This is a genomic window from Arthrobacter sp. UCD-GKA (assembly GCF_001863355.1).
Taxonomy (GTDB): domain Bacteria; phylum Actinomycetota; class Actinomycetes; order Actinomycetales; family Micrococcaceae; genus Paeniglutamicibacter.
The window spans coordinates 89,880-102,887 of the sequence record NZ_MOLR01000007.1 but is presented as its reverse complement, the minus strand read 5'-3'; the positions used below and the strand labels follow the sequence as shown (position 1 = coordinate 102,887).

Genomic DNA, 13,008 nt, shown 5'->3' with positions numbered 1-13,008 from the left:
ACCCAAGACGGTGTCCCTGCCTTGCCACCATGTACCCTAGCCTATTCAATCCCCTGGGCCCGCCGCGCCTCGCGCAGCACCTGGATTGCCCGTTCCTTGAGGCGCACCCCGCCCTCGAAGGCCGAGCGGCCAAGCCGGGAAAAGGCCTCCGACCGACCACACTTGTCCCTGGCCATGATCACCGCAACGGCCGCATCCACCAGGGCGCGGACGCGCAGTTCCGCGTCCAGGTCGGCCCCGGCGAATGCGGGCAGGTGGAACCGCAAGGCCAGGCGCAGGATGCGCGAGATCGATTCGGCAAACGCCTCGACGGCGGCGACGAAGTCCTCGTCCATGTCTGCCGGATCGCGGGCATAGCAATTCAGTGCCGCCTGGGTGCCGCTGCCGGCTTCCACGGGGACGGCAAGGATCGAACGCACGCCGCTGGAGGAGATTTCCTGCGCGTAGCCTTCCCAATCCTGCGCCGCGCCAAGGTCCTGGATATGGACCTTGCGCTGCTGACGCAGCGCCGTCAGGCAGGGGCCGTCGCCAACGGCATACTGGCGTTCGTCCAGGGCCATGGCCGCGGCGGCGCTGCTGGCCACCGTGAGCGGAAAGCCTTCGCGCTCCACCGTGATGGAGCACAGCACCGGTTCTCCCCCGCCCATCCCGGAGGCGGCGATCAGCACCAGTTCCAGCATGAATTCGGTGAATCCCCGGCTGTCGAGCAACAGGTCCTGGAGCTCCTCCTGGTGCCGCGAATCGTTTCGCTGCCTGCCCATCAGCTCTCCTGCTGGCCCGGATCGATATCCGCGGAATAGGGAACCCGCACGTCCAGGCCGAGGTCCATGAACCGTTCGTTGATGGCGTGGGCCACCAGGTCGCGTTCCAGCGTCGGCAGGGAGTGCGCGGCGTAAAGGTAAGCCTCGATCTCGAACTGGCCGGCCGAGCCGCCAATGCCGAAATAGCGCAGCCACAGTTCCCCCACGCTCAGGCCGGCCAGCGGCAGGGCCTGGCGCAATTGCTTGAGTTGCAGGTCGTCGTCGTCAATTTCCATGGCCAATCCCCCTGTCGTCAGGAGCCTTGCCGGCCGGCTGCCTCGACTAGCCCTGCCGCAATCTCCCCCAGGGTTCGGCCCTCGGAGACCGCCTGCTTCATCAGGTGGCGCGTAGCCGCATCGGCGTCGAGCCCGTGGCGTTCCATAAGAATGCCCTTGGCCATGCCGATGACGTCGCGTGAATGCAAGGTTCTGCGCAGATCCTCGCTGAGCTTCTTGGCCTGCTCCGCGGTGGTGGCGTGCTTGAGCAGGACGGCAGCCTGCCGGGCCAGCATTTCAAGGACCGCGCGGGAGCGTTCGGTGAAGGCCTGGGGCTCGGTCGCGTAGACCTTCACCGCGCCAAAGGATTCCGAGGCGTAGACCAGCGGAACGCTGATGGATGAAGCGACACCCAGCGGCGCCACGGCGGCAGACCAGTCGGACCATCGCTCGTCCTTGGCGATGTCCTGGACGACGATGGTTTCCCCGCTCGCCCAGGCGGAGAGGCACGGGCCCTGCTCGAGTTCGTATTGCAGGGCATCGGCCCGCTCGACGACTTCGTCGGAGGCCGCGGCGCTGGTCTTCCGGGCGTTGGCGTCTATCAGGGTCACCCCGGAACCTGCGGCATAGGGGACAATCGACTTCGCCACCGAGGTGATGAGTTTCAACGTTTCGGCGACTGTGTTCTCGGTCAGCAACAGGCCCGCGGCGCTTGCGGCAACCGCGGCCAGCTCCTGGGCAAGCGGGAGGGACCTCTCGACCTGGACCATGAGCACACCTTTCACTGGAGGACGAAGAACGGGCGTCCTCCTTCAAGCCTACACATTTGTGCCTCCAAAAGCGCAGGGTTCCGTGGGCTTTTCGCGGCCGGCGTGCAGACCTTTCCGGCGGTGCATCCTGCAGGGTTTGCTAAATCCTTGATCGGCCATGGAGGGGATGCTTGACTTTGGATGTACGGGAAGATGGCCCCGTGACGACGCGTCGCCGGGACCAGGCAGTGGCCCGCGTGTCCCTCGATCATTCTTACGGAAATCCGGGCCGGACGGTCCGAATGGGAATTCGTGATTCCCTCGTTGCACCGGACACCCCACATGCCCGGCCTTCCCGTCGGCGCACCACGAGCCGGTTGCCAGGCCACGACACCGAAAGGAACCAAGACCATGAAGTCACCGGCGAACGGCGGATCCCTTGCATGAGCTGGAGCTGATCCGTGCAGCCGCGCAAGACGTTGCCGCGGCCCGTTCGCTGCTGCGCCAACGGCTGGATACCCTGGCGGCCATCAACCGCGATGCCCTGGCTCGAGGGATCCCGGCCGTCGACGTCGCCGTGGCCGGCGGCTTCTCCCCCACCGGGATCCGGAACCCCGTGGGCGACGCAAGGCGTTGACGCATCGGGGCCGGGCGGCCGCTCAGGAGCGTTCGGCCGGACCGTTCGCTTCGTACACCTGGAAGGCCAGCCACAGCTGGGCCACCGACTCCGGCGGGGACCCCAAACAATGCCGCTGGCCCCGCAGAAGGACCGCGCGGCCTGGATCCCCCCGGAATTTCCTCAAACCCGCAAACGCAAGCCATCAAGTAGGGAGCAAATCATGGCCACGTACGAGAACACGGGACAAGCTGAAGACAGAAGCGCCGTCGAGAAGGCGGCAATGGTCGTCGGAGCGGTCTTCCTGCTCTTTGGCATCCTGGGATTCATCCCGGGCATCACCAGCAACTATGACCAGCTCGCGGGCGCCGGACACCATTCCGGGGCACTGTTGCTCGGGGTTTTCCAGGTTTCCTACCTCCACAACGCCGTCCACCTGATTTTCGGCGTCGCCGGGCTTTCCATGGCCAGGTCCGCCCGCCTGGCGAAGGCCTACCTGCTCGTGGGAGGCATCATCTACCTGGCCCTGTGGATCTACGGACTGCTCATTGACCATGACAGCGCGGCGAACTTCATCCCGCTCAACAATGCCGACAACTGGCTGCACCTCGTCCTGGGTATCGGGATGGTGGCACTCGGGCTGATGCTCAGCCGCCCAAACCGCGGGAACCGGGACGCTGGACTCCGCTAGATCCCGTCCCGCGAAGGTGGCGGCGGATGTGTTCCGCCGCTGCCTTCCCTCCACCCCCGGCACCAAGGCACGGGGACATCGAAAAGACGTCAAGGAGTTGAGGCTCGCATGATCCAAAATAATGTGGCCGAAGGCATCCACATGGTTCGCCACGCCAATGTCAATTGCTACATCGTTCAGCAGGACGAGCGGTTCATGGTTGTCGATGCCGGGCTTCCGGCGGTTTGGGACATGCTCGTCGATGCCCTCCGTGGCCTTGGGCTAGCGCCCCGGAAAGTGCCGAGGCGCTGGTGCTGACGCACGCCCACCTCGACCATTTGGGCACCACCGCCCGCCTGCAACGCCACTACGGGACACCGCTGTGGATCCAACCGCAGGACGCACACATACCCGCCCACCCCTACCGGTATGCGCATGAGAAGGCACGCTGGGTCTATCCCTTCAAATACCCGCGGGCCATCCCGATCCTGGCACAGATGGCGGCGGCCGGCGCCTTGAACGTCAAGGGCGTCACCAACTACCACGCCCTGGACCCCGGGCCCGCACCATTCCTGCCCGGATCCCCCATGTCATCCACGTCCCGGGACACACCAACGGGCACTGTGCCTTGCATTTCCCCGAACGCAACACGGTCGTCACCGGGGACGCACTGGTCACACTGGACCCGTACACGGCCAAGACCGGCCCAGGATCGTGGCGGCCGCAGCAACCGCGGACACCGACGAATCATTGCACTCACTGGCGCTGCTGGCGGACACCGGCGCGCAAACCTTCCTTCCCGGCCACGGCGACCCATACCACGGCGACATTGCCGTCGCTGTGGCCCACGCCCGCAGCCTGCCGGTAGTTTGATGCGGGCCAGCGGTTCCACTGCAGCTCCCCCGCTGTTTGGGCCCGTATCCATCCACCCCCGATGTGAGGCAGGGCGCAATGGAGATACCAATCCTGGAGGCGCTGACGGAATTGGAAGCATTGGTCAACGACTCTCCCAGTATTTCCGTCGAGCCACGACCTAGCCGTTTCCGCGCGCCGAAAGCGGCATTGAACTGCCCGGGCTTTGGGTCGATCCCCTGGCTCCGGAGACCTGTGGTCGCGGCCGCCGGCCGACTGCGTCGCCAGGCAGTTGTGCCATTGCAAGCGCCCGGGCGAAAAGCACCGCAAGCGCTTCGCCGGGATCGCCCGGTATTGCCATGGGGCGGGGCCACGAACGCTTCGACGCCGGGTACCGACCCGAAGACCGAGGTCCCGCATGCAGCGGATCCTCCCGGAACACCGCCATTGGATGCAAGGCATGGCACGCATTTTCCTTCCAGCCCGATGAGCCGCGACATAGGGTGGCACCATGGCAGAGCAAGGAGACCTTCCGCAATCAAAGTTGAAACAAGGTATCACCGATCGACTGCTGTACTTCTTCATCCTGGGCGACCTTCTTCATCCTGGGCGACGGGCTCGGTCGGCATCTCTGCCTTGGTGTGCGAGATCGCCGGTGAAGTCGGAGGAGCACTTTGGATTCCGCTGGCCATTGCGCTGGTGCTGGCGATGCTGACCGCCGACTCCTACGCCGGGCTCGTGGCAAGGTATCCAAAAGCCGGTGACGCGGCGGTCTTTGCGGAACGTGACTTCAATTGGCCCTGGATTTCCTCTCTCGTGGGTTTCTCCATGCTCGCTGCAGGGGGCAGCAGTGCCGCCGGGCTGAGTATTGCCTTCGCCGGGGACTACCTCAAACCGTTCCTGGACGTACCGGCACTCCCCGCCGCCATCGTGTTCCTGCTCGTGGTGGCACTGCTGAATGCACGTGGCATCAAGGAGTCGGTTCGGGCCAACGTGCTCATGACGGCCATCCAGGTCTCGGGCCTGCTCCTGGTGCTCGTCCTGACCGGCGCCGGCTCCCGGACCACAGCGAACCAAGACAACGAACGGACCGAAAGGCGGTCGGGGAATTGGGCCATCGATGCCGTTCCGCGAGCCGTCGATGACATCGAACCACACTAGATGCACCGAGGAGAAAACCGTGGAATCAATCTGGCTGGATCCGAAACCAGGAATACCAACCGATCCCTTCGAACCCGGCGCCCGCTTCGATACCGTCGTGGCCGGTGCCGGCCTGACCGGATTGGTCACCGCATTGCTGCTCAGCCGGGCAGGGCAGCGGGTTGCCGTCCTTGAATCCCGGTTCGTGGGTGCCGGGACCAGCGGGAACACCACCGCCAAGCTCAGCCTCCTGCAAGGCACCACCCTGCAGCAGATCCGCAAGAATTCTTCTGCCGAGGTCATGCGCGCCTACGTCGAGGGGAACCTCGAGGGCCAGGCGTGGCTGCGCCAGTACCTGGCCGAGCATTCGGTCCCCCACGAGTCCCGGGACGCCTTCACCTATGCCGTCGAGGCCAAGCACCGTGACACGCTGGAACAAGAGGCCGCAGTCAGCCATGGGGCGGGTCTGGAGGTGCGGATGATCGAGGGGCCGGAGACCGGCCTGCCTTTTGGCGTTGCCGCTGCCCTCACCCTGGCCGGCCAAACCCAGATCGACCCCATTGCCGTGATCACGGCGCTCTGCGCCGACCTGCGCGGCCGGGGTGCCAGGATCTTTGAGGACACGCGCCTGAAGGACTCGACAAACTCGGCACCCCTGGAAATCGCCACCTCGCGGGGCCAGCTCGGCGCCGACACCCTCATCCTGGCCACCGGAACCCCGGTGTTGGACCGCGGCGGCTATTTTGCGAAGCTGGAACCTTTCAGATCCTACGTCGCCGCCTACACCGGTTCCCCGGGCGCGTCGCCGTTTCCTCAAGGCATGTACCTGTCCATCGATTTCCCATCCCGTTCCCTGCGCACGGCCAGCCACGATGGTCGCGAGGTGCTGCTCGTGGGCGGCAACGGCCATCCGGTCGGCGCGGGGGCGCCGCGGGAAGCCGCACGCGACCTCGATCGCTGGGCCCGCGGGCATTTCTCGCTCGGCGAGCGCACCCATGCCTGGTCGGCGCAGGACTATCGCTCGGTCAACTCCGTGCCGTTCGTCGGGACCATGCCGCGCTCCGGCGGCAAGATCATGGTGGCGACCGGATACAACAAATGGGGCATGACCAATTCCGTGGCGGCGGCGCTGCGGCTCTCCGCCTCGATCCTGGGAGGCCGGATGCCGTGGGCCGAGGTGCTGGGCCACCGCGTCTCCGGACCCAAGGCCTTGGCGGAGACCGGAAAATTCAACGCCGGGGTCGCCAGGGACCTGCTCTCGGGATGGGCCCACGCGCTCACCGAAAGCGGCAAGGGAAAAGAAGAAAGGCTGGAAGACCCCCGACCGCCGAGACTGCCCCCCGCGAAAAAGGAGATCCCCCTGCACCACACCGCGGCAGTGTCGTTCGCGAGGGACTGCACCCGGTGGCGGTCTCCACCGTCGAGGGGCGGACCTGCCGGGTATCGGCGGTATGCACCCACCTCGGTGGCATCCTCACCTGGAACGACGAGGAAGCATCCTGGGACTGCCCGCTGCACGGGTCGCGCTTCACACCGACCGGCTTCCTCATTGAGGGCCCGGCGACCGAGGACCTGAAGCCGGCGGACTGACCCGTAGGCGACTGTGTACCGATGCCCGGCCCGGCGCGCATTCTCTGGCCAAGGCCGGGCACGGGTGCTTGACTGGGTCCATGAGAGCAATATGGAGTGGATCCATCGCGTTTGGACTGGTCAATGTGCCGGTCAAGGCCTACGGCGCCACCGAGGACCACGATGTGGACCTGCACCAGGTGCACGACGCGGACGGCGGACGGATCCGTTACCAGCGCAAGTGCGAGAAATGCGGGAAGAAGATCCCCTACGAACGCATCGACAAGGCCTTTGACGACGGGGAACGCACCGTTGTGCTCAGCGACGAGGACTTGGAAGCCCTTCCCGCGGAGAAAAGCCGGGAAATCGACGTCGTCCAGTTTGTTCCCAACGATCAGATCGACCCGATCATGTTGGAGCGCAGCTACTACCTCGCCCCGGATTCGAAATCGCCCAAGGCCTACGTCTTGCTGCGCCAGACCCTCGAGGAAACGGAACTGACGGCGGTGGTGAAGTTTGCCTTGCGGCAAAAGACCCGCCTGGGCATCCTGCGGGTGCGCGGGGACGTGCTGGTCCTGCAGGGGATGCTGTGGGCCGATGAGGTGCGCGAGGCGGACTTCGCTTCCGCCCGCACCGCCAGCAAGATCAGTCCGCAGGAGATGAAGATGTCCGCGGCCCTGGTCAAGCAATTCACCACCGACTTCACCCCGGAGGAATTCGAGGACGACTACCAGGTGCAGTTGCGCACGCTGATTCGCGAAAAGCTCAAGCAAGGCGACGCACTGGACACCGAGGCCACCTTCGGGACCGGCGACACCTCGGACATGGGGGAAGAGGGGGGCGTGATCGACCTGATGGAGGCGCTCAAGCGCAGCATCGCCAACAAGCGAACCTCCGCCAAACCGGCGGCGGGCAAGAGCTCGGTCACCAGGAGCACCCCTGATTCGAAGCGTGCTGAGACGGCCGCTCAAAAGAAGTCTTCCACCAAGAAGAAGGCCCCGGCCAAGAAGAAAACGCCCACCAAGACGAAGGCCTCCGAGTCCACTGCAGCCCGGACGAAGACCCGCAAGGGAGCCTAGATGGACCTGGAGCTGGAACGGGTCCAGCCCGGCACCAAGGGCATCCGCCGCGGGGTCGCCGGACGCGGATTCAGCTACGTCTCGGCCAACGGCCGCAGGATCCATTCCGATCGCCTGCTCGAGCGCATCAACGCGCTGGCCATCCCCCCGGCCTGGACCCAGGTGTGGATCGCCTCCGCCCCCTCGGCCCACATCCAGGCCACCGGCGTGGACGCCGCCGGGCGGCTGCAATACATCTACCACCCCCGGTGGCGGCAAATGCGCGAACACGAGAAGTTCATTCGTTCCCTGGCCTTCGCCCAGCGCCTGCCCACGATCCGTCGAGGCGTCACCCGCGACCTCAAGCAAGAGCGTGACCCCAGATTGCGCGCACTGGCTGCCGCGGTACGCCTGATGGACCGCGCCGGGCTTCGGGTCGGGGGCGCCGCCTATGCCCAAGAGAATGGTTCTTTTGGCGCCACCACGCTGCTCAAGCGCCACTTGAGCCTGGAGGGCGACACGGTCCACCTGAGGTTCCGCGGCAAGTCCGCGGGTGACTGGGACGTCGCGCTCACGGACAAGCTGCTGGCCGCGTACTTTGCCGCCCTGCCGCACACCCCCCGTTCGGGCCCGGCTATTTGCCATGCGGTGCCCGTGGGGCGGCGCAAGGAATGGAAGCCCGTTTCGGACGGCGAGGTCAATGCGTACCTCGGCGAGGTGGCGGGGCACGGCTTTACCGCCAAGGATTTCCGCACCTGGCAGGGCACCGTCGTGGCCGCGCTGTCACTGGTCCGTTCCCTGCGCGCCGGTGCCACCTCCCCGGAGGCAGTGACTGCGGCCATCGACGAGGCGGCCCAGTGGCTGCACAACACCCCGGCCGTCGCCCGCGGGTCATATGTGAACCCGCGGCTCATCGATCTTTTTGAGCGCGGCGTCGTGGCCGATCCGCGGCGCCAACCCGACCGCGCAGTGCTCGCCCTGCTGATGGAGGGCGACGGGGAGGAACCCGAGTGAGCCGGTTGCATGGCTGACTCGGCACCGAACACGTTCCGGGGCGAATGGTTCGTCCTTGGCGGCGACGTGGTTCAGCGCCTCCGGTCCGGGACTTCGAATGCTGGTGCGGAAAGTGCGAGCAGTTCTGCGGGCTTCGGACCACGCGGCGACCCATCGACTCGTTCTGCGGGCCGCAAGCCGGTTCGGCCATTGGCGTGCATCGGAGGATGGGCCGTCCACGGCGGTGCGGGAAGACACGGCCTACCTTCCATCGTCTGCGGGCTGGGCAGGTGGAAACCCGTTCCCGCTGCCCGGCAATGCAACCGATGGATGCCTCGTTCCCTTGCTCCCGGACGAGGTGCGTGTCCATGGTCTTGGCCGTCCAGGACGGCCCGTTGGCCGGAACGGTGTTCACCCCGGCAACCCTGCCGTGGATCCGGCCCAAAGGGATCGGGACAGCCTTGGCGGGACGGAAGAAAAGGCACCGCAGACGCACGGATCACCCGAGCGGGCGGTATCCGCCCGTGTGATGAGGACCCGATCAGGACCGCCCTAAGAGGCGTGTGCAAATCCTTGCCCCGTGTCATGGTGCGTGCTTAACTTTGGGCGAGGGGGGAAACCGACCGCGGAAGACCATCAATTGTTGAGGTGTTGGCATGTCCAGTCGAAATGAATCCAGAAGCGCGAGCCGAACCGCCGCCGGTACAGCCCAAAAGGGCCGGTCGGCTCCGGCGCCCGATGACGAACGGAAGCCGGATGCGCCCACCGAGCTCGGTGGCGCATCCTGGAAGTACATCTTCAAGCGCTCCATCCGCGAATTCTCCCGCGAGAAGTGCACCGATCTTGCCGCCGCACTGACCTACTTCGCCATGCTTTCGCTCTTTCCCGCCCTCTTGGCCTTGGTTTCGCTGCTCGGTCTGGTGGGACAGGCCCAGTCCACGACCCAAACAATGATGCAGATCGTGGAGGGCGTCGCGAGTCCCGAGGTCGCAAATACGCTGCGACAGCCCATCGGGCAGTTGGCCAGCGCCCCATCGGCGGGATTCGCGTTGATCGCCGGTCTGCTTGGTGCCCTGTGGAGCGCGTCGGGTTATGTCGGTGCCTTCGGGCGCGCGGTCAACCAGATCTACGATGTGCAAGAGGGGCGCCCCTTCTACAAGTTGAAGCCGTTGATGCTGCTTCTGACGCTGGTCCTGCTGTTGATCGCCGTGGTCGTGGCCGTTCTGCTTGTCGTCTCCGGACCGCTTGCCCAGACCATCGGCGATGCGGTCGGGCTTGGTGAGACGGCGGTGATGGTCTGGAACATTGCCAAGTGGCCGGTCCTGGTCATTTTCGCAGTGGTACTGATTGCCGTGCTTTACTACGGCACCCCGAACGTCAAGCAGCCCAAATTCCGTTGGTTGAGCCCGGGTTCCGTGATCGCCCTGGTCGTCATGGCGATCGCCACCCTCGGATTCTTCTTCTACGTCTCACACTTCGGCAACTACAACAAGACCTACGGTGCCATCGGCGGGGTCATCGTGATGTTGCTCTGGATCTGGATTGCCAACCTCTCCTTGCTCTTTGGTGCCATCTTCGACAGCGAAACCGAACGCGGACGCGAACTGCAAGGCGGCATCGAGGCCGAGGAGTCCCTCCAGCTGCCCCCGCGCGACACCAAGGCCAGCGAAAAACTGCGGAAGCAGGAAGACAAGGACATCCGGGACGGAAGGGACTTGCGCCTGGAAGCCGAAGCCGCCGATCCCGAACAGGGCAGGGATGCCAAGGACGAGCGGTAGAAAGGCCGTTTCAGCGGCTCGAGGCCGCCGGGCGGATCTGGGCGGACAGCCTCCCTGCGCTTCGCCTGGCTCCTACCGTGTAGCCGCGCCTGGTGGTCAAGGCGCTATTTGCAGGGTCGGTCCCGCTGAAACGTTCCCCGAAGAAATTCCACGACAGTTTATTGCATCACCTCGGTGGCAATGCCATAAAAATGCTGCACCCGCCGAGACCGTGGCGGCGGATGCAACGGACAACGTTACCGACAAGGAGTGAAAACCATGTTGATGCGCACCGATCCGTTTCGGGACCTCGACCGGCTCGCCCAGCAACTACCGGGGTGCACTGCCCGGCCGGCCCCCATGCCGATGGATGCGCGACGGGATGGCGATGTCTTCCACGTGGAATTCGACCTGCCCGGCGTCAGCCCGAATTCCATGGACCTGGACGTTGAACGTGATGTGGCCACCGACCAGGCAGAACGTGAGCCGCTGGCCGAGAGCGCCGAGATCCTCGCGGACTACGCTCCCGCGGGCGCTACAACCGCAAGGGGTCCTTGGCGAGAACCTCGATACCGGACGCATAGGGGCCGCCTATGACGGCGGGGTGCTGACCTTGCGCATCCCGGTCGCTGAGCGGGCCAAGCCGCGCAAGATCGCCGATACGGCGAAAACAGCGAACAGCACGAAATCAACGCCTGAGCGCGGATCCCGGCAGGGAGCCGCCCGGCGGACCCCGCAGCAGCCCGGCCGGGGCCGAGGTCCTTTTCAGTGGGGGTCAATGACTGGCTCGTGCCGATGGGCATCGCCGCTGGTGTCCTCTTCCCCACTGGAGAGGAAGAGGTGTAGGCACCATCCGTGTTCGGGCGAAACCGGGCAGTCCTGCAGGTCCTCTCAGCCAGGGGGCTTCGCGGTTTCCCACCACCCGCAACCTGCCGTGCGCCGATTTGCTTGAACGATAATTTCAAACCTATTAGGATTCAAATTATATAATGTCAACGACAACGAAAGGTTCTTGACGTGCATGAACTGGATTTGATCCACGCAGCCGCGGAGGACGTGGCCTCCGCGCGTGTCCTTCTGCAGGAGCGCATGGCAGCTTTGGATGCCATCGTCCAGACCGCTCTCGACCACGGGATCCCCGAGAAGAAGGTGAATGTGGCCAGCGAACCGTCCCTGCTTCGCGACGACCGTGAGCTCGCCGGAGAGCGTCCGATGCTCGCCGCCTGATCCGCTTCGGCCATCCAGGCCCCGACTCGTTAACGAGTTGGGGCTGGGGGCCTGTTTTCGTCCCCGGCCCCGCCCACTGCGATTCCCTACGGCTCAAGGACCACCTTGATGCAGCCATCCTGCTTCTTCTGGAATGTCTCGTAGAGCTCCGGGCCCCGGGACAGCGGCGCGGTATGGGTCACCAGGTCATCCAGGCCCAGCGGGTCCCCCGGATCCTCGGCGATCGGCAGCAGCTGTGCGGTCCAGTGACGCACATTGCATTGGCCTTGGCGAAGCTGGATCTGCTTGTCGAACATCTCCAGCATTGGCATGGGAGTGGCGGCCCCCGCATAGACACCGCTGAGCGAAATCGTGCCGCCGCGGCGCACCGTGCGCACCGCCGCATGCAGCACGGCGGTGCGGTCCACCGAGACGTTTTCCATCGCCAGTTGCGCCACCTTGTCCGGCAGCAGGCCGGTGGCCTGCTGCAACAACTGTGCGCCGGGCGAGCCATGGGCTTCCATCCCGACCGCGTCCAGCACGGCGTCGGGTCCGCGTTGTGTGGCTTCGCGCAGCCTTTCGGCGATGTCCTTGTCGAACTCCATGGTTTCAATGCCGTGGCGCTGGGCCATGGTGCGCCGTTCGGGCACCGGGTCCACCCCGATCACCCGGTGGCCCAGGTGCGTGCCGATGCGCGCTGCCAGCTGGCCGACGGGCCCGAGCCCGAAAACCGCCAGGGTCCCGTTCTTGGGCACGTCCGCGTATGCAACGCCCTGCCACGCGGTGGGCAGGATGTCGGAAAGGAAGAGGTAGCGGTGATCGGGTAGTTCGCTGCCCACCACGATGGCCCCGTAATCGCCATGCGGGACCCTAAGGTACTCCGCCTGTCCCCCGGGAACCTGGCCATAGAGTTCCGAGTAGCCGAAGAACGCCGCGCCCTTGTTCTGGGAGCGCACTTGCGTCGTTTCACACTGGGACTGCAGTCCGCGCTCACACATCCAGCAGTGGCCGCAGGAGATGTTGAAGGGGATGACGACCCGGTCCCCGACCTTCACGCGCCGGACCGCGGATCCGACTTCTTGGACGATGCCCATGGGCTCATGCCCGACGATGTCTCCGGCATGCATGAACGGGCCCATCATTTCATAGAGGTGCAGGTCGGATCCGCAGATCGCGGTGGAGCTCACCTTGATGATGATGTCCCCCGGGTCTTCGATGCGCGGATCGGGCACCTCGGAATATTCAATCTTGCGTTTTCCCTGCCAGGTCAATGCCTTCATGGTTTCCTCCGGTGGCGTGGTKGATGGGATGGGCCATGTATGGCCCATTCGAACCTGTCAAACATATTGGTTTCGCCGTCGCGGGTCATGGTGAAGGTGTTAC

14 protein-coding genes and 3 pseudogenes are annotated in these 13,008 nt (G+C 65.1%); 13 read left to right on the top strand and 4 right to left on the bottom strand.

Annotation, left to right across the window (positions count from 1 at the left end):
- Nucleotides 1-41: 41 nt before the first annotated feature.
- From BLJ79_RS13525 to BLJ79_RS13515, 3 genes are read right to left on the bottom strand one after another with little or no spacing between them, the layout of a single operon-like run.
- Entirely contained in the window at nt 42-761 is a 720-nt protein-coding gene (locus tag BLJ79_RS13525; RefSeq protein WP_071215282.1) for a GAF and ANTAR domain-containing protein, read from the bottom strand.
- Nucleotides 761-1,036: a hypothetical protein gene (locus tag BLJ79_RS13520; RefSeq protein ID WP_071215281.1), complete on the bottom strand. Its 276-nt coding sequence runs from the start codon at nt 1,034-1,036 to the stop codon at nt 761-763. The genes BLJ79_RS13525 and BLJ79_RS13520 overlap by 1 nt, the downstream gene beginning before the upstream one ends.
- 17 nt (nt 1,037-1,053) lie before the next feature.
- A complete protein-coding gene (locus BLJ79_RS13515) occupies nt 1,054-1,785 on the bottom strand; it encodes a GAF and ANTAR domain-containing protein (RefSeq protein WP_071215410.1) in 732 nt (243 codons plus the stop codon).
- A 418-nt stretch (nt 1,786-2,203) separates the two neighbouring features.
- On the opposite strand from BLJ79_RS13515, the gene BLJ79_RS13510 reads away from it, so the two are divergent.
- The 13 genes and pseudogenes from BLJ79_RS13510 to BLJ79_RS13465 all read left to right on the top strand — a co-directional run bounded on the left by BLJ79_RS13510 (nt 2,204) and on the right by BLJ79_RS13465 (nt 11,646).
- Complete coding sequence (locus tag BLJ79_RS13510) at nt 2,204-2,401, top strand: hypothetical protein (RefSeq protein WP_071215280.1); 198 nt, start codon at nt 2,204-2,206, stop codon at nt 2,399-2,401.
- Between the two features lie 202 nt (nt 2,402-2,603).
- Nucleotides 2,604-3,071, top strand: coding sequence for a DUF4383 domain-containing protein (locus BLJ79_RS13505; RefSeq protein ID WP_071215279.1), 468 nt, complete (start codon nt 2,604-2,606; stop codon nt 3,069-3,071).
- Between the two features lie 108 nt (nt 3,072-3,179).
- On the top strand, nt 3,180-3,368 hold the full coding sequence (locus BLJ79_RS23765; RefSeq protein ID WP_286135404.1) for an MBL fold metallo-hydrolase: 189 nt from the start codon (nt 3,180-3,182) through the stop codon (nt 3,366-3,368).
- Nucleotides 3,362-3,565 (top strand): annotated as a pseudogene (locus tag BLJ79_RS23760) (MBL fold metallo-hydrolase); the annotation flags it as partial. The gene BLJ79_RS23765 and the pseudogene BLJ79_RS23760, both read left to right, overlap by 7 nt.
- A gap of 199 nt (nt 3,566-3,764) precedes the next feature.
- Nucleotides 3,765-3,923 carry a hypothetical protein gene (locus tag BLJ79_RS23755; protein ID WP_286135423.1) on the top strand — a complete coding sequence of 53 codons (159 nt, stop codon included), beginning with the start codon at nt 3,765-3,767 and terminating at the stop codon, nt 3,921-3,923.
- 618 nt (nt 3,924-4,541) lie between these two features.
- A complete protein-coding gene (locus BLJ79_RS13495; protein ID WP_353615481.1) occupies nt 4,542-5,063 on the top strand; it encodes an amino acid permease in 522 nt (173 codons plus the stop codon).
- Nucleotides 5,023-6,117: pseudogene (locus tag BLJ79_RS13490) on the top strand (NAD(P)/FAD-dependent oxidoreductase); the annotation flags it as partial. The gene BLJ79_RS13495 and the pseudogene BLJ79_RS13490, both read left to right, overlap by 41 nt.
- 23 nt (nt 6,118-6,140) lie before the next feature.
- Complete coding sequence (locus tag BLJ79_RS23750) at nt 6,141-6,632, top strand: Rieske 2Fe-2S domain-containing protein (RefSeq protein WP_353615482.1); 492 nt, start codon at nt 6,141-6,143, stop codon at nt 6,630-6,632.
- An 80-nt stretch (nt 6,633-6,712) separates the two neighbouring features.
- Complete coding sequence (ku, locus tag BLJ79_RS13485) at nt 6,713-7,690, top strand: non-homologous end joining protein Ku (protein WP_071215277.1); 978 nt, start codon at nt 6,713-6,715, stop codon at nt 7,688-7,690.
- Nucleotides 7,691-8,683 (top strand): DNA topoisomerase IB, encoded by a 993-nt coding sequence (locus BLJ79_RS13480; protein ID WP_071215276.1) that lies wholly within the window; start codon nt 7,691-7,693, stop codon nt 8,681-8,683. It begins immediately after the preceding gene.
- A 635-nt stretch (nt 8,684-9,318) separates the two neighbouring features.
- The gene (locus BLJ79_RS13475; RefSeq protein WP_071215275.1) at nt 9,319-10,440 is read left to right on the top strand and encodes a YihY/virulence factor BrkB family protein; all 1,122 of its coding nucleotides are present in this window, start codon (nt 9,319-9,321) and stop codon (nt 10,438-10,440) included.
- A gap of 258 nt (nt 10,441-10,698) precedes the next feature.
- Nucleotides 10,699-11,095: pseudogene (locus BLJ79_RS13470) on the top strand (Hsp20/alpha crystallin family protein); the annotation flags it as partial.
- A 341-nt stretch (nt 11,096-11,436) separates the two neighbouring features.
- Entirely contained in the window at nt 11,437-11,646 is a 210-nt protein-coding gene (locus BLJ79_RS13465; RefSeq protein ID WP_071215273.1) for a hypothetical protein, read from the top strand.
- An 86-nt stretch (nt 11,647-11,732) separates the two neighbouring features.
- Here the strand turns inward: BLJ79_RS13465 and BLJ79_RS13460 are convergent, their stop codons facing one another.
- On the bottom strand, nt 11,733-12,905 hold the full coding sequence (locus BLJ79_RS13460) for an alcohol dehydrogenase catalytic domain-containing protein (RefSeq protein ID WP_071215272.1): 1,173 nt from the start codon (nt 12,903-12,905) through the stop codon (nt 11,733-11,735).
- Between the last annotated feature and the right edge of the window lie 103 nt (nt 12,906-13,008).